Source organism: Actinomadura sp. NPDC000600 (assembly GCF_040492135.1).
In the GTDB taxonomy this organism is placed as follows: domain Bacteria; phylum Actinomycetota; class Actinomycetes; order Streptosporangiales; family Streptosporangiaceae; genus Spirillospora.
Genome location: NZ_JBEUPD010000002.1, coordinates 235,194 through 256,751, shown reverse-complemented (window position 1 = coordinate 256,751; position 21,558 = coordinate 235,194). Strand labels below are relative to the sequence as shown.

At 72.9% G+C, this 21,558-nt stretch carries 18 protein-coding genes; 5 read left to right on the top strand and 13 right to left on the bottom strand.

Annotation, left to right across the window (positions count from 1 at the left end; genetic code table 11):
• Positions 1-184 precede the first annotated feature (184 nt).
• From ABWI07_RS03965 to wecB, 5 genes are all read left to right on the top strand, one after another.
• On the top strand, positions 185-1,603 hold the full coding sequence (locus tag ABWI07_RS03965; RefSeq protein WP_149261860.1) for a bifunctional cytidylyltransferase/SDR family oxidoreductase: 1,419 nt from the start codon (positions 185-187) through the stop codon (positions 1,601-1,603).
• A gap of 139 nt (positions 1,604-1,742) precedes the next feature.
• Positions 1,743-3,509 carry a CDP-glycerol glycerophosphotransferase family protein gene (locus ABWI07_RS03960; RefSeq protein ID WP_353817640.1) on the top strand — a complete coding sequence of 589 codons (1,767 nt, stop codon included), beginning with the start codon at positions 1,743-1,745 and terminating at the stop codon, positions 3,507-3,509.
• A gap of 39 nt (positions 3,510-3,548) precedes the next feature.
• Positions 3,549-5,528 carry a glycosyltransferase family 2 protein gene (locus tag ABWI07_RS03955; protein ID WP_353817639.1) on the top strand — a complete coding sequence of 660 codons (1,980 nt, stop codon included), beginning with the start codon at positions 3,549-3,551 and terminating at the stop codon, positions 5,526-5,528.
• A complete protein-coding gene (locus tag ABWI07_RS03950; RefSeq protein WP_149261863.1) occupies positions 5,525-6,148 on the top strand; it encodes an acyltransferase in 624 nt (207 codons plus the stop codon). Before ABWI07_RS03955 ends, ABWI07_RS03950 begins: the two co-directional genes overlap by 4 nt.
• The gene (gene wecB, locus ABWI07_RS03945) at positions 6,145-7,239 is read left to right on the top strand and encodes a non-hydrolyzing UDP-N-acetylglucosamine 2-epimerase (protein WP_149261864.1); all 1,095 of its coding nucleotides are present in this window, start codon (positions 6,145-6,147) and stop codon (positions 7,237-7,239) included. The genes ABWI07_RS03950 and wecB overlap by 4 nt, the downstream gene beginning before the upstream one ends.
• 6 nt (positions 7,240-7,245) lie before the next feature.
• On the opposite strand, the gene ABWI07_RS03940 is transcribed toward wecB, so the two are convergent.
• From ABWI07_RS03940 to ABWI07_RS03880, 13 genes are all read right to left on the bottom strand, one after another.
• Entirely contained in the window at positions 7,246-7,800 is a 555-nt protein-coding gene (locus tag ABWI07_RS03940; RefSeq protein ID WP_149261865.1) for a hypothetical protein, read from the bottom strand.
• 20 nt (positions 7,801-7,820) lie between these two features.
• A complete protein-coding gene (locus tag ABWI07_RS03935) occupies positions 7,821-9,203 on the bottom strand; it encodes a glycosyltransferase (RefSeq protein ID WP_353817638.1) in 1,383 nt (460 codons plus the stop codon).
• Positions 9,200-9,769 (bottom strand): hypothetical protein, encoded by a 570-nt coding sequence (locus tag ABWI07_RS03930; RefSeq protein WP_149261867.1) that lies wholly within the window; start codon positions 9,767-9,769, stop codon positions 9,200-9,202. The genes ABWI07_RS03935 and ABWI07_RS03930 overlap by 4 nt, the downstream gene beginning before the upstream one ends.
• Complete coding sequence (locus ABWI07_RS03925) at positions 9,766-10,989, bottom strand: glycosyltransferase (RefSeq protein WP_353817637.1); 1,224 nt, start codon at positions 10,987-10,989, stop codon at positions 9,766-9,768. The genes ABWI07_RS03930 and ABWI07_RS03925 overlap by 4 nt, the downstream gene beginning before the upstream one ends.
• Before the next feature lie 3 nt (positions 10,990-10,992).
• On the bottom strand, positions 10,993-12,549 hold the full coding sequence (locus tag ABWI07_RS03920) for a glycosyltransferase family 4 protein (RefSeq protein ID WP_353817636.1): 1,557 nt from the start codon (positions 12,547-12,549) through the stop codon (positions 10,993-10,995).
• 184 nt (positions 12,550-12,733) lie between these two features.
• Positions 12,734-13,276, bottom strand: a complete 543-nt coding sequence (locus ABWI07_RS03915) for a hypothetical protein (RefSeq protein ID WP_353817635.1) — start codon at positions 13,274-13,276, stop codon at positions 12,734-12,736.
• Between the two features lie 35 nt (positions 13,277-13,311).
• Positions 13,312-14,691 carry a glycosyltransferase gene (locus ABWI07_RS03910; protein WP_200842151.1) on the bottom strand — a complete coding sequence of 460 codons (1,380 nt, stop codon included), beginning with the start codon at positions 14,689-14,691 and terminating at the stop codon, positions 13,312-13,314.
• 5 nt (positions 14,692-14,696) lie between these two features.
• Positions 14,697-15,236, bottom strand: coding sequence for a hypothetical protein (locus ABWI07_RS03905; RefSeq protein ID WP_353817634.1), 540 nt, complete (start codon positions 15,234-15,236; stop codon positions 14,697-14,699).
• Positions 15,233-16,456: a glycosyltransferase gene (locus ABWI07_RS03900; RefSeq protein WP_353817633.1), complete on the bottom strand. Its 1,224-nt coding sequence runs from the start codon at positions 16,454-16,456 to the stop codon at positions 15,233-15,235. Before ABWI07_RS03900 ends, ABWI07_RS03905 begins: the two co-directional genes overlap by 4 nt.
• 2 nt (positions 16,457-16,458) lie before the next feature.
• Entirely contained in the window at positions 16,459-17,796 is a 1,338-nt protein-coding gene (locus ABWI07_RS03895) for a nucleotide sugar dehydrogenase (RefSeq protein WP_149261870.1), read from the bottom strand.
• Positions 17,797-17,799: 3 nt separating this feature from the next.
• Complete coding sequence (locus ABWI07_RS03890) at positions 17,800-19,431, bottom strand: glycosyltransferase family 2 protein (RefSeq protein WP_353817632.1); 1,632 nt, start codon at positions 19,429-19,431, stop codon at positions 17,800-17,802.
• Positions 19,421-20,452 (bottom strand): Gfo/Idh/MocA family protein, encoded by a 1,032-nt coding sequence (locus ABWI07_RS03885; RefSeq protein ID WP_353817631.1) that lies wholly within the window; start codon positions 20,450-20,452, stop codon positions 19,421-19,423. The genes ABWI07_RS03890 and ABWI07_RS03885 overlap by 11 nt, the downstream gene beginning before the upstream one ends.
• Positions 20,449-21,558: a DegT/DnrJ/EryC1/StrS family aminotransferase gene (locus ABWI07_RS03880; protein WP_149261873.1), complete on the bottom strand. Its 1,110-nt coding sequence runs from the start codon at positions 21,556-21,558 to the stop codon at positions 20,449-20,451. Before ABWI07_RS03880 ends, ABWI07_RS03885 begins: the two co-directional genes overlap by 4 nt.

Below are 21,558 nucleotides of genomic sequence, written 5' to 3'. Positions count from 1 at the left end.
TGAATTCGTCTCAAAGTTCCACAGACCGGGTACAGTAAAGCGTCAGTTCCCCCCTGTGCGGATCATCAGCCCTGCGAATGCCGCGCCGCCCGCGCCCCCCAGAGATCCCCCTCGGGTGACTGCAACACCTCGTTTCCGGCCGCCGTTCCGGCTGCCATGAATAAGAAGGACGGTCGCATTGGTCATGGCGCCGCAGGGTGAGCATCGCGTCGTCGCCGTCATCCTGGCGGGTGGCAGCGGGCAGCGGATGGGCCTCAGCACCCCCAAGCAGCTCCTCAAGATCGCCGGCAAGTCGATCCTCGAGCACACGCTGGGCGTGTTCGAGGAGGCCTCCGACGTCGACGAGATCCTCGTCCTCATGAACCCCGGCTTCCTCAAGGACGCCGAGGAGTGCGTGAAGAAGGCCGGCTGCACCAAGGTCAAGGCCGTGCTCCCCGGCGGCACCTCCCGGAACGCGACCACGCAGCTCGCGCTCGACGCCCTCGCCGACCACCCGGCCGAGACGACCAGCGTGCTGTTCCACGACGCGGTGCGCCCGCTGCTGTCGCAGCGCATCATCCGCGACTGCGTGTCCGCGCTGCGCGAGCACCAGGCGGTGGACGTGGCCATCCCGTCCGCCGACACGATCATCCAGGTCGACGAGGACGTCATCGTCGACGTGCCGCGGCGGGCGAACCTGCGGCGCGGGCAGACCCCGCAGGGCTTCCGGCTCGCCACCATCCGCGCGGCCTACGAGAACGCGTGGCGCGACGAGAACTTCGAGGCGACCGACGACTGCTCGGTGGTGCTGCGCTACCTGCCCGGCACCCCGATCTACGTCGTGCGCGGCGACGAGCACAACATGAAGGTCACCGAGCCGGTCGACATGTTCGTCGCGGACAAGCTGTTCCAGCTCGCCTCCTCCGAGGCCCCCGACCTGACCGAGGACGAGTACGCCGAGGCGCTCGGTGGCAAGACGATGGTCGTGTTCGGCGCCAGCCAGGGCATCGGCGCCGCGGTCGCGGAGCTCGCCCAGCGGTTCGGCGCCCGCGTGTTCGGCTACAGCCGCGGCGCCACCCGCACCCACGTCGAGCGGCCCGAGGACGTCGCCGGCGCGCTCGCGCAGGCCTACTCGGCGACCGGCCGCGTCGACTTCGTCGTCAACACGGCGGGCGTGCTGCGGATCGGCCGGCTCGACGCCATCGACCCCGACGCGATCGAGGAGGCGCTGCGGGTCAACTACCTCGCGCCGATCCACATCGCGCGGGCGTCGTTCCCCTACCTCGCGAAGACCGGCGGGCAACTGCTGCTCTACACGTCCAGCTCCTACACCCGCGGGCGCGCCGACTACAGCCTCTACTCCTCCGCCAAGGCGGCCACGGTGAACCTCACCCAGGCGCTGGCGGACGAGTGGTCCGGCGACGGCGTGCGGATCAACTGCATCAACCCCGAGCGGACCAGCACCCCCATGCGGACCGCGGCGTTCGGGCAGGAGCCCCCGCACACCCTGCTGAGCGCGGACCAGGTGGCCCGCACCTCCCTCAACGTCCTGCTCTCCAGCCTCACCGGGCAGGTCATCGACGTCCGCCGTGAAGACCCCCTCACCGGCGGCCGCTCCGGCTGACGCCGGCTCCCCCGCACACGCCCGCTCGGCCCGGCGGGCGCAGGTCCCCCCTTCCCCTCTTCAACTGCGCCACCCCCCCGGGGCGCTGACCAGACGGAGGTGTGCCGTGCGGCGTCTCGTCTCCCGGTACTCGACTCTCATGCGGTACTCAACGGTGCTGTGGCTGCCCGTCACGCTCGGGCTGCTGATCGGGACGGCCGCGGCCGGGTCGCCCTGGGCGTTCCTCGGCGCCGCCGTGCTCTGCTACGCGGCCGAGTACGCCCTCGGGCGGACGCTGCCGGACGCGGCCAGGCCGCTGCGCTGGGGCCAGATGCCCCCCGGCGCGCGGGTGCTGGTCCGGCAGGCCGCCCTCGTGCTCCTGCTCGTCCAGTCGGGCGGCGCCGGCCGGCCCACGATCGTGCTGGCCGCCCTCGGCCTCCTGCTGGTCGACTGGCTCCGCGCCGCGACCCTCGCCGGCTCGGTCGCCGCGCGCCGCGTCAACCGGCTGCCCTTCGCCACCCGCAACCTCGGCGAGGGCGAGCCGGCGCTCCCCGGCCCCGACACCGTCTGGCAGGCCCGGCTGATCCTCCTCCTGGAGAGCCACGCCGACCTCCCGATTCTGCTGTTCGGCACCGCCGGGATCCTGCTCGACCTCCCGGTGCTCGTGGCGGTCGGCCTCCTCGGCACCGCGGCGGCGGCCGTCGCCACCGCGGCCGCGCAGGCGCCGCGGCTGCGCCGGATGCGCGCCCTGCTCAACGCCGGCCGGATGGCCCGCGACGTGCAGCGCCGCGTGAACCGCTACAAGCCCGAGGTCGTGCTGTACTTCACCGGCCCGGTCACCACCGTCTACCAGGCCAACATGTGGCTGGAGACGCTGGAGCGGCTGGACCGCAAGGCGATGGTCCTCGTCCGCTCCCCCGAGGTCGTCGGCGCGCTCGCGCCCACCCGGCTCCCGGTCGTGTGCATCACGCGGGCCGAGGACATGATGAACTTCGACCTCGGCACCGTGAAGGTCGCGCTCTACCCGGGCAACACCGGCAAGAACCTCCACCTGCTCCGCGAGGAGCACATCAAGCACGTCTTCGTCGGGCACGGCGACAGCGACAAGGGCCCGAGCTCCAACCCGGTCAGCAAGGTCTTCGACGAGGTGTGGGTGGCCGGCCCGGCGGGCCGCGACCGCTACCGCAACTCCGACGCGGGCGTGCGCGACGAGGCCATCGTCGAGGTGGGGCGCCCGCAGCTCGGCGAGATCACCACCGAGCCGTCCGGCGGGCCCGTCCCGACCGTCCTGTACGCCCCCACGTGGGAGGGCTGGGACAACGAGCACGGCTACAGCTCGCTGCTCGGCATGGGCGAGCGGATCGTCCGGACCCTCCTGGAGCAGGGGCCGCGGCTGCGCGTCATCTACCGGCCGCACCCCTACACCGGCCGGCGGCTGCCGGAGGCGGCGGCCGTGCACAACCGGCTCATGCGGATGATCGAGCAGGCGAACCGCAGCGGCGCGGGCGGCCACCAGGTCGTGACCGGCGCGGACGCCTCCCTCTACGAGTGCTTCAACCGCTCGGACATGCTGATCACCGACATCTCCAGCGTGATCTCCGACTACATCCCGAGCCTGAAGCCGTACGTCGTCACCAACCCCGACGGGATGGACGAGAGCGCCTTCAGGGCCGAGTTCCCGTCCGCGTCGGCGGCCTACCTGCTGAGCCCGGGCTGCGGCGAGCTGGCCGACATCCTCGCCGTCGCGGCGACGCCCGGCCAGGACCCGCTGGCCGCGGAGCGCCGGACGCTCCGCGACTACCTGCTGGGCCCCGAGCACCCGGACGCCATGACGCGGTTCGCCGCCGCCGTCGACGCGCTCGCGGAGGCCGGCCCCAGGTCGACGATGTACAGGGTCTCCGGCGCGGCGGTCACGGAGCACGCCTAGAGTGTTCGCCATGAGTGCCTTCCGGCCTGTTGAGGGGCCATGAGCCGACCTCTGGTCAGTGTGATCGTCCCGGTGTTCCAGTGCCGGGACACGGTGGGCGGGGCTCTGGAGTCGGCCTTCACCCAGAGCCTGCCCGCCGGACAGGTCGAGGTCATCGCCGTCGACGACGGCTCGACCGACGGCAGCGGCGAGCTGCTGGACGAGCTGGCCCGCGCCCACGACCAGCTCACGGTCGTCCACCAGCCCAACTCCGGGGGCGCGGGAGCGCCCCGCAACCGCGGGCTGGAGCTCGCTTCCGGGGAGTTCGTCTTCTTCCTGGACTCCGACGACCGGCTGGGCCCGGAGGCGCTGGAGCGCATGACGGCCATGGCCGAGCGCAACGGCACCGACATCGTCCTCGGCAAGCAGGTCGGGACGGGCGGGCGCAAGGTGCCGCGGGTGTTCGAGCGCACCATCGAGCGCACCCACGTCCTCGACCCGGACTGCGACCTGTTCCCCCGGATGTCGATGGCCGCGCTCCAGCTCTTCCGCCGGTCGCTGGTCGAACGCGAGGGGCTGCGCTTCAGCGAGGGCCTGCTCTCCCACGAGGACCAGCTCTTCACCGCGGGCGCCTACCTGGCGGCGAGCGGCGTGTCCGTCCTCACCGACTACGACTGCTACTACTGGGCGGCGCGGACGGACGGGTCGAGCGCGACGCAGGTCGGCGGCGCCCCGCCCGCCGAGGTGCACGCGATCGCCCACCGCGCGATGTCCCTGGTGGCCAGGTACACCGAACCGGGCGAGCTGCGAGAGCGCCTGCACTACCGGTACCTGCTGCTGGAGGTCTTCGGCATGCTCGAGCAGCGGTACCTGCCCGCCTCGCGCGAGGGTCGCGAGATCATCCTCAAGGGGTGCCGCGACCTGCTGGACACCTGGCTCACCCCGGGCCTGCTGGAGCTCTACGACCCGCGGCGGCGGGTCTTCGCGCACTGCCTGCGCGAACATCTCAACGAGGAACTCGCGGAGGTCCTGCGGTTCCACCGGAGTGGAACGCCTCCCGGCATCCGCATAGACGGCGGGCGGACATACCTGAAGTACCCGTTCTTCCGCGACGCCTCGGTGGGCGTTCCCGACGCGTGCTACGAGAGCCGAGAGCCCGTACGGGTGCGGCACGACCTGACCGCGCTCTCCTGGGCTGACGACGCCCTGCGCCTCACCGGCGAGTTCCTTCTGCACGACGTGGACGAGGCGGCCCCCCTCCTGCACCTGGTCCTGGAGAACGGCGCCGGGGCCTCGCACCGGATCGAGTGCCAGGTCACCTCCTCCGTCCGTGACGAGAAGGGCTTGGCCGTCACCTACACCGCGTCGTTCCTGCCGGCCCCCGGCTCCTGGGCCGACGGGCGGTGGACCGCGACCGTGGAGGCCGAAGTCGGGGGGCTCACCCTGACCGCCCCCGTCGTCAAGCCCCGCGGGTTCGCGATGCCGCGCGCGGCGGTCGTCCAGGCGGACGGCCGGTGGCACCTCGTCCGGCCGCTGTCGCCGCACGAGCGGAAGCGGCTGACGCTGGAAGTGGGCGGCGCCCTCAAGCCCACCGACTTCCAGGACGTCCGGATCAGCCAGGCCCGGGGGCGCCGGCTGCGCGTGATGGCGGATCCGCCGCCGACCCTGCCCTCCGGCGGGTCCCCGGCGATGACCATCGTGCTGCGGCGGTCCAACGAGGGCGGGGGCGAGATCCGCACGGGGCTGGAGCACGGTCCCGGCCGGCGGTCCCACCGGTACGCCGACCTATCCGTCGCCCGCGCGCGCCCCGGCGTCTGGCGCGCATCCTTCGAGATCGACGGGATGGGCGGGCCGGTCTCCACGCGGATGCCGGAGGGCACCGGCCGCCTCGGGCCGCTCACCGCCTCCTTGCTGCCGCCCCGCCGCGTGTACGTCAGGCTCGACGAAAGCCCGCTGGCCGTGCATGTCACGTCCCCCCTGAACACGCGAGCGCGCCGGGCGCTGGGCTTGATCACTCCGCGACGGAAAGGGACCGAATGAGCCACCGCATCCTGCCGAGCGCCCAGGTCGACCCGAGCGCCGAACTCGGCGACGGAACCACGGTCTGGGACCTCGCCCAGGTCCGGGAGAAGGCCCGGCTCGGCGAGGGCTGCATCGTGGGGCGCGGCGCCTACGTCGGCGCGGGCGTGCGGATCGGCGACAACGTCAAGCTGCAGAACCACGCGCTCGTCTACGAGCCCGCCGTGCTGGAGGACGGCGTGTTCGTCGGCCCGGCCGTCGTGCTCACCAACGACCGCGAGCCCCGCTCGGTGGACCCGGACGGCAGGCTGAAGCGCGGCGGCGACTGGGAGGCGGTCGGCGTCCACGTCGCCGAGGGAGCCTCGCTCGGCGCCCGCAGCGTGTGCGTCGCGCCCGTCCGCGTCGGCCGCTGGGCGATGGTCGCCGCAGGCGCCGTCGTGACCCGCGACGTCCCCGACTTCGCGCTGGTCGCGGGCGTGCCCGCCCGCCGCATCGGCTGGGTCGGCCGCGCGGGGGCCCGGTTGACCGAGCGGCCGGACGAGCAGGGAGTATGGGAGTGTCCGCGGACCGGCGAGCGCTACGTCGAGACGCCCGCCGGGGACGGTTCGCAGACGACGGTCCTCATCGAGAGGCAGGCATGAACCTCAAGGTCCTCAGCATCGTCGGCGCACGGCCGCAGCTGGTGAAGCTCGCTCCCATCGCCGCCGCCCTCGCCGCGCAGGGCCACCGGCACGTCATCGTCCACACGGGGCAGCACTACGACGCCGACCTGTCGGACGTGTTCTTCTCCGGCCTCGGCATCCCCGACCCCGATGTGCACCTCGGCGTCGGGTCCGGCAGCCACGGCGTCCAGACAGGGGCCGTCATGTCCGCGCTGGACCCGATCCTGGAAAGGGAGCGTCCCGACTGGGTCCTCGTCTACGGGGACACGAACTCGACGCTGGCCGGAGCGGTGTCGGCCGTCAAGCTGCACCTCCCCGTGGCGCACCTGGAGGCGGGGCTCCGATCCTTCAACCGCCGCATGCCGGAGGAGCACAACCGCGTCCTCACCGACCACGCCGCCGACCTGCTGCTCGCCCCGACGGAGGAGGCCATGCGCCACCTCGCCGCCGAGGGGCTCGCGGAGCGCAGCGTCCGCACGGGCGATGTGATGGTGGACGTGTGCCTCCGGGTGCGGGACTCGGTCCTCGCCGACCCCGCCGCCCCCGCTCTCCCGGACGGGATCGACTCCGAGCAGCCCTACCTGGTCGCCACCCTGCACCGGGCGGAGAACACCGACGACGCCGCTCGGCTCGGCTCGCTCGTCGACTCCCTCGCCGACCTCCCGGTCCCGGTGGCGCTGCTCGCCCACCCCCGGCTGGTCGCCCGCGCCGAAACGCACGGGATCAAGCTGGACCGCGGCGCCGTCCGGGTCGGCCGCCCCCTGCCCTACGCCGCCATGGTGGCGGCCGTGCTCGGCTCGCGGGGCGTGATCACCGACTCCGGGGGCCTCCAGAAGGAGGCCTTCCTGCTCGAACGCCCGTGCACGACCCTGCGCACCGAGACGGAATGGCCGGAGACGCTCGCCGGCGGATGGAACGAGCTGGTCCCCCATCCCGGCGAACTCGGCGCGGCCCGCTGGACGGCGACCGCCACGCGTCCCGCCCCGGAGGCGCCGCGCGGCACCCCTTACGGCGACGGCCGCGCGGCCGAGGCCGTCGCGGCGATCCTCGCCGAACGCGCCCGCGGCTGAGCCCGGTCAGCGCGCCGGGTCGAGCGTGCGCACCTGCCGCGTCGTCACGGTGACGTCCGGGTGCCGGCGGGCCAGCCGCCAGGCGCACGGCACCGACGCGTCGTCCATCACGACGACCCGGCTGACCTTCGCCATGTCGATGCCGCTCAGGACGCGTCGCCGCGCGATGCGGGCCAGGAGAAGCGGCCGGACCTGCCCGTAGAAGGGCAGGAAGAGCCGCCGGTGGACGGCATCGGAGACGCGGCTCTGCGCCCGTCCGAGGACGGCGCCTGGACGGCCGAGCCGGTTCAGCGGCCGCACGATCCTGCGCGGCGCTCTGCTCACCACCGCCTGTTCCAACCAGAGCAGCGGATGCCGGGCCTCGGTTCCGTCCAGCCGGTGCAGCCTGACCCGCTCGTCCAGCTTCTCCCACCCCCTCGGCTCGGCGGTCACCACGTCGACCCGCGCTCCCTCCTCGTCCAGGAAGGAGGCGACCAGGCTCGCGACCCTGGCGTGGCCGCGTTTGTGGCCCCTGGGATCCATGGCGAGGATGAGTACCTGCGGTGACGGTTCAGCGTTCATGTCATCGCCTCCGAGAACGGTCATCCGGCCGCGCGCCCGCGTTCCGCCAGTGCTGTCAGCCGCCGTACCAGCGGCTCCAGCGACACGCTGCGCTCGAAGCGGCCGGCGTAGGCGCGCGCCTCGTCGAGCTGCCGCTGGTCGAGTCCCGCCGCGGCCTTCGCGGCCTCGGCCATCGAGGCCGCGATGGCCCTCGGCTCCAGCCCGCCCGGGTTGAACCACAGCGGGTAGCCGCGAAGGATCTCCTCGGCCGCGGAGCCGGGGGCGTGGACCGACACGATGGGGCGTCCCGCCGCCATGTACTCGAAGATCTTTCCGGACGTCACGTAGCGCGCGCCTCCTGCCAGGAACACCAGGACGTCGGTGTCCCGGTAGACGTTGTGCAGTTCGGTCTTGGACACCGGCCCGCAGTACCGGACACCGGGCGGGAGGCCTTGCTCGCCGCCCTGCCCGCCGCCCTGCCCGTCGAGTCCGGTCGCGAGCCTCTGGTGGAGCTTGCCGTCGGCCCCCTTGAAGAAGCCGAGATATCCGTGCAGGTCGAGCCCGGCGTGCGCCAGGTCCGGGTGTTCGCGGGCCTGCCCGAACCCTTCGAGCATCGCCTCGATGGGCTGGTTGCCGGTCAGCGTGCCGACGTAGGAGAACCGCGGGCGGCGCTCGTCCCGTCCATCGCGGATGCTCGAGGGCGGCCCGACTGTGTTCGCGAGGGTGTCGGAGTCCCAGCCGTTCGGGACGACCATCATCCGGTCCGCCACGGACGGATAGCGCTTGGCGTGCCACGACCGGATGGCCTCGTTGACGAAGACCACGTTGGACGCGTGCTTCAGCACCCGGCGCTCCCAGGCCAGGGCCGAGTGCCCCTCCTCGAACGCGAGTGTCTCGTTGAACAGATCGAGGGTCCAGGCGTCGCGGTTGTCCAGGATGTAGGGCGTCCGGGTCAGCCGGTTGAACGCCCATGCCGCGGCGAACGAGGCGAAGGGGTTCCCCGTCGCCAGCACGACGTCGAACCTGCGGCGGGCGTGCAGGCGCAGCGCGCGGCGCACGCTCGCACGACCCCAGGACGCGTAGTGCTCCGGGAACACGTGCTTCTGCCCCCACCCGTAGGCCCGGCGGGCGAGATGCGGGAAGGTTCCACGGAACCTGCCGTAGCGGCGCACGTCCTGCTGCCATGCGAACTGGTTCAGTTCCGGCCGTACCACAGTGATCCTCGGATCGACCGAGGCGAGCAGCTTCTCGTCGAACGAACCGATGGCGTCGTGCAGGAAGGACATCGGCGCGGCGAAGACCGTGACGTCCCAGCCCCGTTCGACCAGGAGATTGGCCGTCGCGCGCGGACGGTAGACGCCGCTTGCCCGGGACGGCGGGAAGTAGAAGGCGAGGTACAGAAGGCGGGGACGGCGTGCGGTCATGGCTTTCCCCCTCCGAGCAGGCCGGCCACAGGCCGGGCTTGAGCGTCCGCAGGCCCGGCGTGGGCGGCGGTATAGGCGAGGCGCGCCCCCGAGCCGAGGACGACGTCCCGCAGTTCGGACGCGGTGACCGCCGACTCGGCGTCACCGACGACGACGATGTCGATCGACCTGCCGCCAAGGAGTTCGCGGCGGGCGACGCGGCTCCGGACCCGGGCGGGATCCCGCTGGTAGAACCGGAGGAGCCGGTGGTGGATCGGACGGGAGACGCGGCGCCGGTGGAATGCCTGCAGGCGCGCTCCGTATCCCGTCAGGGGACCGCGCAGGCAGGCGCGTATGAGGAACAGGGGGACGCGGTCCAGCAGCAGCCGCATCACGGCGGGCCTGTGACCGCGTACGAGCCGCCGCCACTCGACCATGTCGGCTCCCTCCGGCAGCGGGTCGTTCCGCCACCTGGCGGGGTCGCCGACCAGCACGGTCGCCGCCCCGCCGGCGGCGAGGACGTGTTCGGCCTCGGCGACGATCACATGCCGGCGCGACCCGCCGAGGGCGAGGAACAGGACGTTCACGAGTCTTCTCCCCCGTTCGGCCCGGTCTCCGGGAACCAGTGCCGGTGGTGCGCCTCGGCCACGGCGCCGTATCCGAACCGCGCCTCCAGCACCCGCCTGGCCTCGGCCAGATCGAGGTCATGGGGGAACCTGTCGCGCAGCCTGCGGTACCCGCCGGTGATCGACTCGGCGTCCTCGGTGACCTCGATCATCTCCCCCGCGGCGCTCTCTATCCCCGCCAGCGTCCGCTCGGGACCACCGCAGCGCGTGACGAGCACCGGCATCCCCGCCGCCACCGCCTCGACGACCGAGACGCCGAACGTCTCCCAGCGGGCCGGGTGGACGAGGAGGTCGTGCTCGCGCATGAGCCGGTTGCACTCGTCCAGCGGGACCGGGGGGAGGAACGTCACCGCGTCCCGCACCTCCAACTCCCCGGCGCGCTCCGCGAGCCGGTCGCCCAGCGGGCCCTTCCCGACCATCGTCAGCGTCAGGCGGGGGTCCTCCGCATGGCACTTGGCGAACGCCTCCAGCAGCCAGCCGACCCCCTTGCGCTCGATGAGGCTCCCCACATACAGCCAGCGACGCAGCCCGGTCACCGGCCTGGGCCGGGCCGCGCCGAACGAGATCGGATTGGAGATCACATCGATCTTGTCGGAGTACGCCGGGAACGCCGCCGTCAGCTGCTCGCGCAGGGCCTCGGTCACCGCGAAGAAGCGTGTGCAGCGGTCCAGGACCTGCTCGTACAGGTCGCGCGAATCCGGCTGTTCGAGCACCTGGTGGAGGTAGGACGCGTGCTCGGTCACGAACACCCTCGCGTCCGGGCGCGCGTTCTCCAGCGCCGTCCAGCCGCCCCGCAGCCCGACATGGGCGTGCACGACCGGCGCCGGGATCGGCTCGCCGTCCAACGCCAGGCCGAGACCCTTCGCGTGCTCCCTGGCCTGTTCCCCGAAGGTGCGTCCGCGCATCAGGACGGGGACGCGCAGCAGCCGGGCTCCCCCGTCCGCGGGAAGGGGGGAGAGCGCGTCGGGCAGGAGTCGCCGGTGCGCCTCCTCCGCCGCCCGCGCCGCCTCCGGCGCGATCCTCAGCGGCCATCCGTCGGTGTGGTAGACGGTGACCGCGCCGCAGCCCGGCGCGGTCGCCTCCACCATCGCCTGGACGAAGGCGCCCTGGAACTTGTGGTGCGGGGCGGGGTACCAGGGGGTGAGGACCGCCACGTCCCTGCCGCCGCCTCTGTCCGCCATGGCCTACACGCTCTTCACGGACGGCTTCGCGGCGCCCGGCAGCAACTCCGTGTAGACGCCGTCCAGGACCTCGGCCTGCGCCTCCCACGTCCACGCACGGAGCAAGTCCGGCCGTGCGCCGTACACGGCGCGGTACCGCTCCGGGGCGCTCAGCACGGCTTCGACGGCCCGCACGTAGTCGTCCTCGTCCTCGGCCCGGAACACCTCGCCCTGGCCGGTGCCCCGCACCGTCTCGCTCATGGCCCTGACGTCGCTGACGACGATCGGCAGCCGTGCGTGCGAGTACTCGAAGAACTTCGTGATCAGCGCGATCTCGTGGTTCGGCCAGTGGTGGATCGGGATGACGCCGACGTCGGCCGCCGACAGGAACGGGACGACCTGGTCGAACGGAACGTACGGGAGGATGTGCACGCGGTCGCGGACGCCGAGTTCGCCGGCGCGGTGCAGCAGCCGCTTCGCCTCGCTCCCGCCGGGCACGGGAACGACCAGGGCGACGTGCAGTCCGGCCAGCCGCGGCAGTGCCTCGATCATGATGATCAGGCCGCGCGGCTCGGAGGCGCCGCCGCTGTAGACGGCGAGCGGGGTGCCGACGCCGATGCCGCACAGCTCCCGCAGGTCCGGGACGGGGCGCGTGGTGGTCGGCTCTCCCCCGATGGCGGGCGCGTTGAGCACGACGGCCGGCTTCTGCCGCAGGCCGTGGTGCTCGACGAGCATGTCGGCGAGAGGCGCCGAGACGGTCACCACGGCATCGGCCGCGCCGGCGTACTCGCGTTCGTAGGCGCACACGGCGGGATGCCAGCGCGGCCCGTCGTGCCAGGGACGGATGCCGGGAAGGAACTCGTGCGCGTCCCACACGAGCTTCACCTCCCGGCCTTTGGCCCGTGCACGCCGCACGGCGCGGGCGCCGACCCCGAGCATGCGGAAGTCGTTGGCGTGGATGATGTCCGGTTCGAGTTCGTCGACGGTCGTCCTGTAAGCGGTGTCCCAGTCCCACAGGCCGCGGTCGAGAACGCGCCATGCCCGATCGCCTAGGAGCTTCTGCCAGAAGGCGAGGGCGAGGCGCTCGACCGGCGAGTTCGCGTCCATACGGGCCCTGGCAAGGGAGTCCGTCTGGTGCGCACGCAGCGCCACCCAGCTCTGCTGGGCCCTCGCCGAGATCCGGCGGGCCGCCAGCCACGCCTTCCACACCGGTCCGTCGACGCCGGGCGCGAGGCGGGTCGCGGCGATGTCGGCCCGCCGGGACTGGACCAGCCGCCGCCGGTACGCCGCGACCTCCGCGTGCGAGTACGCCAGCGGACGGCGGAGCGTGGACCGCCAGACCCGGGGCCGCGGCCTGTTGAGGACGTCCTGCCGGGGGACGAGCAGCACATGGGCGCCGCCCAGCCGCCAGGTCTGCCTTCGCCGGCTCCGGACGCAACCGACGAGGTGCACCTCCCACCCCGCGGCGGCGATGGACGTCGCGGCCTTCTGAACCCGGGAGTCCTTCTCGACGCCGTTGTCGACGAGCATGACGACCCGGCCGCGCGGCTCCAGGGGATCGGTTTCGCCCTCGGTGTGCATACGGCATCCTCCGTTCGGTCGAGCCGTCGCCATCCGGCGCCGAGTGGCGGGATGAGCGGCACGGTCGTTCGGCGGTAAGTCGCGGCTCACCTGCAAGTATGGGAGGTCTTACCTCGATCGCGGGTGAGGGCGCGGTGAACGCCGGGCGAACGGAAACGGTCGTCGCGGATCGGCCTGCGGCGGGTCAGCCCCTGGCTTCCAGGGACTTGTCCATCCGGGTCGTCACGGTGACGCCGGGATGCCTCCGCGCGAGCCTCCAGGCGAGCGGAACCCCGTCCCTGTCGGTGACGATGACCCGCACCACCTGCGCCATGTCGATGTCCCGCAGGACGCGCCTGCGGGCGAGCCTTGCCAGCAGCAGCGGCCGGACGTGCCGGTAGAACGGCAGGAACAGCCGCCGGTGAACGGCACCGCTCAGCCGGCCGCGCACCCGTTCCGCCATCGCGCCTGGGCGGCCCAGCCGTGCCAGCGGACGCACGGCGAGCCGCGGCGCCCGAACGACCACGGCGCGCTCCAGCCACGGCAGGGGATGCCGGGCCTCCGCCTCGTCGAGCCGGTGCAGCCGCGCCCGCTCGTCCAGCTTGCCCCAGCCGCGCCGCTCGGCGGTCAGGACGTCCACCCGCGCGCCCTCGTCCAGGAAGTGGGCGGCCAGCCGGATGGCCTTCTTGCGCTTGAGGTCGGGGGCCATGGCCACGAGCAGGACCCGCGGGGACCCTTCACCGTTCACGTCGTCACCCTCCCGCACCTTCGTCTCCGGCGCCGTCATCCGGCCACGCCCCGCTTGCGGCCGGCCAGACCGGTCAGCCGCCGCACGAGCGGCTCCAGTGCGACGTTCCGCTCGAACCGGTCCGCGTACCCGCGCGCCTCCGCGACCTGCCGTCCGTCGAGCCCTGCCGCGGCCTTGGCCGCCGCGACCATCGACGCGGCGATGTCCTCCGGGTCGAGACCGCCCGGATTGAACCACAGCGGGTAGTCCCGCAGAACCTCCTCGGCCGCCGAGCCGGGCGCGTGCACCGACACGATCGGCCGGCCCGCCGCCATGTACTCGAAGATCTTCCCGGACGTGACGTAGCGGGCCCCGCCCGCCAGGAACACCAGCACGTCGGACGTCCGGTAGACCTCGGCGATCTCCGTCTTGGACACCGGCCCGCGGTACCGCACCCACGGCGCCGGGTCCTGCTCCCCCGGTGCGCCCGGTTCCGCATCGCCGGCCCCGGAGGCGAGCCGCTTGCGGAGCCCGCCGTCCGACCGCTTGAAGAACCCGAGGTAACCGTGCAGGTCCAGTTCCGCGTCCGCCATGTCGGGATGCTCGCGGGCGCGGCGGAACGCCTGGACCATCGGTTCGATCGGCTGCTTACCGGTCAGTGTTCCGACGTAGGCGAAGCGGGGCGCGAGGCCGCCGGAGGCCGACGGCGGCGGCTCGGCGACGGCCGGGAGGGTGTCGGCGTCCCAGCCGTTGGGGACCACGAACATCCGGTCCGCCTGGTCGGGATAGCGTTCCGCGTGCCAGGACCGCAGCGCCTCGTTGACGAACACGATGCCGGACGCGGACCTCAGCACCCGGCTCTCCCACTTCCAGGCGGGATCGCCGTCCGCGAACGCCGGCTCCTCGCTGAACAGATCGAGCGTCCAGGAGTCCCGGTAGTCGAGGATGTAGGGGATCCGGGCCAACTGGTGGAGCCGCCAAGCCGCGCCGAACGAGGCGAACGGATTCCCTGTCGCCAAGACCACGTCAAATCTGCGGCGCGCGTGCATCCGCAGAGCCTTGCGGACGCACGCCCGGGCCCACGACGCGTACTTCTCCGGAAAGCGGTGCTCCTGCCCCCACTCGAACATCGACTGGGCCAGGTGGGGGAATCTGCCCCGGAAGCCGCTGTAGTCCTGGAGTTCCGTCTGCCAGGCGTACTGGTTCAGTTTGGGCCGCACCACCGTGATGCTCGGGTCGACGGTCTCGCCGAGCTTCTCGTCGACCGACCCGATGGTGTCGTACAGGAAGGGCAGCGGCGCCGTGAAGACAGTGACGTCGAAGCCCTGCTGGACGAGGCGGTTGGCGGTGGCCCGTGCCCGGTACACCCCGCTCGCACGGGAGGGCGGGAAGTAGAACGCGAGGTAGAGCAGGCGGGGGCGGCGGTGGGGGGACATCGGCTTCATCCTCCGGCGGGACCGGTCGTGGATCCCTGGTGGTCGACGGTGTAGGCGAGGCGTGCCCCGGTGCCGGTGAGGACGTCCGCCAGTTCGGACGCCGCCACGAGTGACTGCGCGTCGCCGACGACGACGAGGCCGAGGGAGCGGCCGCGGAGCACGTCGCGCTCGACGGCCAGGCGGCGGACCTGGACGGGGTCGCGCCGGTAGCGGCGGGCCAGCCGGCGGTTCAGGGGCTTGGCGACGCGGCGCCGGTACGCGTTGTCGATCCGGTCGCGCCAGCGGCGCAGCGGCCCGGGCAGGCAGATCCGCAGCACCAGCCGCGGTGCCCGGTACAACCAGAACCGGACCCAGCCGGGCCGGTAGCCGCGCTCGACCGCCGCCAACTCGACGACCTCGGCGCCTTCGGGGAGCGGGTGCTTCCGCCACGCCGAAGGCTTGCCGATCAGCACGGTCGCGGTCCCTCCGCCCGCAATGACGCGCTTGACCTCCGCGGAGACGGCGCCCTTGCGTGAGGCACCGAGCGCCAGGAACAGGACGTTCACGAGTCTTCTCCCCCGTTCGGCCCCGTCTCCGGGAACCAGTGCCGGTGATGCGCCTCGGCCACGGCGCCGTATCCGAACCGCGCCTCCAGCACCCGCCTGGCCTCGGCCAGGTCGAGGTCATGGGGGAACCTGTCGCGCAGCCTGCGGTACCCGCCGGTGATCGACTCGGCGTCCTCGGTGACCTCGATCATCTCCCCCGCGGCGCTCTCTATCCCCGCCAGCGTCCGCTCGGGACCACCGCAGCGCGTGACGAGCACCGGCATCCCCGCCGCCACCGCCTCGATGACCGAGACGCCGAACGTCTCCCAGCGAGCCGGATGCACGAGGAGGTCGTGCTCGCGCATGATCCGGAGGGCCTCCTCCGGAGGAACGGGGGGAAGGAACTCCACCGCATCCTGGACCTGCAACTCCGCAGCGCGCTGCGCGAGCTGCTCGCCCAGCTCTCCCGCCCCCACCATCGTCAGCGTCAGCTCGGGATCCTCCGCATGGCACTTGGCGAACGCCTCCAGCAGCCAGCCGACCCCCTTGCGCTCGATGAGGCTCCCCACATACAGCCAGCGACGCAGCTCGGTCACCGGCCGGGCCCGGGGCGTGTCGAAGGAGATCGGATTGGAGATCACATCGATCTTGTCGGAGTACGCCGGGAACACGTCCAGCAGCTGCTCGCGCAGGGCCTCCGTCACCGCGAAGAAGCGTGTGCAGCGGTCCAGGACCTGCCCGTACATCTCGCGCGAATCCGGCTGTTCGAGAACCTGGTGGAGATAGGACGCGTGCTCGGTCACGAACACCCTCGCGTCCGGGCGCGCGTTCTCCAGCGCCGGCCAGCCGCCCCGCAGCCCCACGTGGGCGTGCACGACCGGCGCCGGAATCGGCTCGCCGCCCAGTGCCTCACGCAGCCACGCCGCATGGTGCCGGGCGAGCTCGGCGTAGCTGCATCCGGCCGGGATCAGCACCGGGACGCGCAGCAGCCCGGCGCCCGCGACGGTGGTCGCGCGGTGCAGCACCCGCGGCATGAGGGCGCGGTGCGCCTCGGCCGCGGCGGCCGCGGCCTCCGGTTTCATCTTCGCCGACCAAGCGTCGGTCTGGTAGACCGTGACTTCGCCGCAGCCCGGCGCCGTCGCCTCCACCATCGCCTGGACGAACGCCCCGGCGAACGGTGTCTGCGGAATCGGGTACCAGGGGGTGACGACCGCAACGTCCCGGTTGCCGGCTCTTCTCATGCTCACCTCTCGGTGGGCGCCGGCCGTCCGGTCGACGCCTTCTGTTCGGCGGCGGCGGGGGCGCCGATGACAACGTGCGCGACGCCGGGCCAGCGGGAGGCGTCGGTGACGCGGCGGCCGTCGACCAGGGCCTTGACGCCCGGCAGGTCGTCCGCGCCGAGTTCGCGGTAGGCGGCGTGGTCGGCCTGCACGATCGCCGCGGTGACCGACTCGCCCCGGTGGGGCGGGAGGCCGAGGGCCTCCAGTTCCTCATCGGTGTACATCGGGTCGGACACGTACGGGACGGCGCCGCGCCGCCGCAGCGCCTCCACCGTGGGGAAGACGCCGGAGAACGCCGTCTCCTTGACGCCGCCCCGGTACGCCGCGCCCAGCACGAGGACGCCGGCGCCGGTCAGGTCGCCGTAGGCGTCGGCGAGCAGGCCGACGGCGTACTCGGGCATGCCCGTGTTGGCCTCGCGGGCGGCGCGGACGACGGTCGCGTCCGGGTCGTTCCACAGGTACATCCGCGGATACACCGGGATGCAGTGGCCGCCCACGGCGATGCCCGGCTGGTGGATGTGGCTGTACGGCTGGGTGTTGCAGGCCTCGATGACCTTCGTGACGTCCACGCCCACCGTGTCGGCGTAGCGGGCGAACTGGTTGGCGAGGCCGATGTTGACGTCCCGGTAGGTCGTCTCGGCGAGCTTGGCGAGCTCCGCCGCCTCCGCGGAGCCGAGGTCCCAGACGCCGTTCGGGCGGTCGAGGTCCGGCCGCTCGTCGAAGTCGAGGACCTGCCCGTAGAACTCGACGCCGTGCCGGGCGGACGCCTCGTCGATGCCGCCGACGAGCTTGGGGTAGCGGCGCAGGTCGGCGAAGACCCGCCCGGTCAGCACCCGCTCCGGGCTGAACACCAGGTGGAAGTCGGTGCCCGCGGTCAGGCCGGAGCCCTCCGCGAGCATCGGGGCCCAGCGGTCACGGGTGGTGCCGACGGGCAGCGTCGTCTCGTAGCTGACGAGCGTCCCGGGGCGCAGGCCCTGCGCGATGGAGCGCGTCGCGGCGTCCATCCAGCCGAAGTCCGGGGTGCCCTTCTCGTCCACGAACAGGGGGACGACCACGACGACCGCCTCCGACTCGGCGACCGCGGCCGCCGTGTCGGTCGTCGCCGTCAGCAGCCCCGCCCGCACCGCCTCGCCGAGGTGGACGTCGAGTTCGGCCTCTCCGGGGAACGGCTCGCGCCCCGCGTTGACCTCGGCCACGACGCGCTCGTTCACGTCGGCGCCGATGACGCGGTGGCCCTTGCGGGCGAACTGCACCGCGAGCGGAAGACCGATCTTGCCGAGCGCGACCACGCAGATCCGCATGTGCTACTTACCTCCAAGGGACGTCACGCGCCGGACCCGCTGGGCGACGGCCTGGGCCGGACGTACCGGACGTGTCTCGATCATCGTGCCGTGCCGGTCGTCGCCGGCCACCGACAGCCGGTAGGGCCTGGCCCGGTGCCAGAAGAGCTCGCCGCGCGGGGCGGGCACCATGGACGTCCCCGTCGGCACGGCGACGTCGTGCGTCTCCCCGGCGGCCCGGACGACGAGCCGCAGCGCGTGCTTGGGCTTGCCGGACGCCGCCGTGAGCGTCACCGGGATCCGGGCGGTCACGTGCAGGCCGTCCTCGCGCGCCTCGCGGGTGAGGTCGTCCAGGTCCAGGGTCTTGCCGCCGCCGCGGGGGGCGAGCGCGAGGCGGACGGTCGCGGGGTCGCCGGTCTCGGGGCCGGTGAGCGGGGTCCGGACGGTGATCTCCACCGTGTCGCGGTCGCGCCGCACGGCGACCGTCCGCGCCTCCTGGGCCAGCCGCTTGCGCATCCCCTTGGTGATCTCGAACAGGTCGTCCGGGAGCCCGAGGCGGGGGTCCTCGAAGCCCTGGTAGGCGAGGTAGGCCCGGCCGTCCTTGAGCGCGATCAGGTAGGGGTGCTCCGCGATCCCGGCCCGGATCGCCTCGCACAGCAGGTCGATCTCGCCGCGCTGCGCCAGCCGGAGCCGGACGCGGCGGACGATGGGCAGCGTGTAGAGGACCTCGTCGGTCACGTACCGGTCGACGAGCCTGCCGACGCGGGCGCAGACGTCCTCCTGCGCGGCGCGGTCGAGTTCGAGGAACCCCTCCCGCGTCGGCATCGTCAGCTCCCAGCGGGTGTGCCGCTTGAGGATCGCGTCGCGCTTCGGGCCGGGTTCGATGAGGTCGGCGACGACGCCGAAGAGGCTCTCCGCGCATTCGAGGCGCGTGTGGACGTCGACGGCGCCCTGGGTGATGTTGCCGCCGTCGTCGCGCAGCACCGCGTAGTAGCAGGTGTAGTCGGCGAGGACGGAGATGCGCCGGGCGCGCACGCACGCCTCGAGCGTGAACGGCTGGTCGCTGCCGATCCGCATGTGCTCGTGGAACCGCAGCTTGTGCCGCTCCACCAGCTCGCGGCGGAACAGCTTGCAGTTCGACAGCACCCACGGCAGCACCGAGTCGTACAGGTCGATCTCGGGGCGGTTCTCGGCGAACAGCTCCGGGCGCCGGACGGCCCGCCCGTTGACGCCCTCCATCTTGCCGACGAGGACGTCCGAGCCCCACTCGTCGGCCGCGGCGACCATGCGTTCCAGCGCCTCGGGGCCGAGGTGGTCGTCGGCGCCGACGAAGTAGACGTAGCGGCCGGTCGCGACGTCCAGCGCCCGGTTGCTGGGGGCCGCCGGGCCGCCCGAGTTCGGCTGCCGCAGCACGGTGACGACGTCGGGGTACTCCGCGGCGAACCGGTCGAGCTCGGCTCCGGAGCCGTCGGTGGAGCCGTCGTCGACCGCGACGACCTCCATGCGGTCGCGGCCGATGCTCTGCCCGACCAGCGAGTTCAGGCAGTCGGTCAGGTAGGGCATCGTGTTGTAGACCGCGACCACGACGGTGACGTCGGGCACCCCGGCGGAGGCGGGACCGCCGTCCTCCGCTCCGCCGCTCCGCTCAGACGGCATCCAGCACCTCCCCGGGCTGGAGCGACACCGTCTCGCCGAGGCGCGCCGACTTCAGCACGGCGGCCGACACCTCGACCGTCCGCAGGCCCTGCCGCAGTGTGACGACGTCGCCCGGGGCCGAGCCGTCGGGGCCCGCGAGGACCGCGTCGCGGAAGCGCTCGTGCTCGACCAGCAGCGGCTCGCGCTTGGGGATCGCGTACCGGATCATGTCGCCCTCGGACACGCCGCGGAACGCCCGCAGCGCCTCCCACTCGGTGCTCACCTCGCCGTTGGCGTAGAACGTGAGGTCGGCGGTGAGCGTGTCGGCGACGAAGCAGCCGCGCTCGCCGGTGACCACCGTGGTGCGCTCCTTGAGCGGGCTCAGCCAGTTCACCAGGTGGTTGACCATGGAGCCGTCGGCCAGGCGCCCGACGGCGGCGACCATGTCCTCGTGCGGGCGGCCGCTGCGCGCGACGGTGTGCGCGGAGATGGACACGTAGTCCTGGCCGGTCACCCAGCCGGTGAGGTCGATGTCGTGGGTCGCGAGGTCCTTGACGACGCCGACGTCCGCGATCCGGTGCGGGAACGGCCCCTGGCGGCGCGTGACGACCTGGAACACCTCGCCCAGCTCGCCCGCCTCCAGCCGGGCCCGCATGCTCTGCAGCGCCGGGTTGTAGCGCTCGATGTGGCCGACGGCCGCGACGAGCCCGCGCGACTCGAACGCCGTCACCAGCCGTTCGGCGGCCTCCACCGACTCGGCGAGCGGCTTCTCGATCAGCGCGCCGACGCCGGCCTCGGCGAGCGCGAGCCCGATCTCCTCGTGCAGCGCGGTCGGGCAGGCCACCACCGCGTAGTCGATGCCGACGGTGAGCAGTTCCTGGAGGGACGCCATCAGCGGCACCCCGTGCGGGGCGCCCGCGGGCCGTCCGGCCGGGTCGACGATCCCGACGAGGTCGACGCCGTCCAGGCCGGACAGGACCCGCGCGTGGTTGCGGCCCATCACGCCGAGGCCGACCAGGCCCGCGCGCAGCCGCGCGCTCACGACGCGGCTCCGGCCGCGTTCACCGCGTCGGCGACGCGCGCCAGGTCGTCGTCGGTGAGGGACGGGTGCACCGGGAGGGACAGCACCTCGGCCGCGGCGCGCTCGGTCTCGGGCAGGTCCCAGCGCGGGTCGGGGGCGCCGTCCTTCAGAAACGGCCTGAGCCGGTGGACGGGCGTCGGGTAGTAGACGGCGCTGCCGACCTTCCGCTGCTCCAGGCGCTGCTGGAAGGCGTCGCGGTCGCCGGGGACGCGGACGGTGTACTGGTGGTAGACGTGCCGCGCGCCGGGCGCGACCGGCGGCACCACCGCGCCGGTGATCTTGGCGTCCAGGAACCGGGCGTTGGCGATGCGCCGCTCGGTCCAGGCGGGCAGCTGCTTGAGCTGCTCGCGCCCGATGGCCGCCGCGACGTCGGTGAGCCGCACGTTGGCGCCGACGATCTCGTTGGCGTAGCGCTGCTCCATGCCCTGGTTGCGCAGCAGCCGCAGCGTCCGGGCGGTCTCCGCGTCGGCGGTGGTGATCATGCCGCCCTCCAGGGCGTGCATGTTCTTGGTCGGGTAGAAGCTGAAGGTTCCGATCGTGCCGATGGCGCCCACCGGGACGCCGTTGTGGGCGGCGGCGTGCGCCTGGCAGGCGTCCTCGACGACGGCGAGCCCGTGCCGCTCGGCGAGCGCGCCGATGCGGTCCATCGCCGCGGGGTGCCCGTACAGGTGCACCGGCATGATGGCGGCGGTGCGGGGGCCGACCGCGGCGGCGACGGCGTCCGGGTCGACGTTGAACGAGCCGGGCTCGATGTCGACGAAGACGGGCTCGGCGCCGACGAGGCGGACGACGTTGGCCGTGGCCGCGAACGTGAACGAGGGGACGATCACCTCGTCGCCGGGGCCGATGCCGAGCGCCATCAGGCCGAGGTGCAGGGCCGACGTCCCGGAGTTGACGGCGACGCAGTGGCGTCCCGCGACGAGGGCGGAGAACTCCTCCTCGAAGGCGGCGACCTCGGGGCCCTGCACGACACGCCCGCTGCGGAGGACGCGCACGGCAGCCTCGATCTCCGCCTCCCCGATCACGGGACTCGCCGCGGGGACGGGCCTTTCCGATTCCACGGGCAT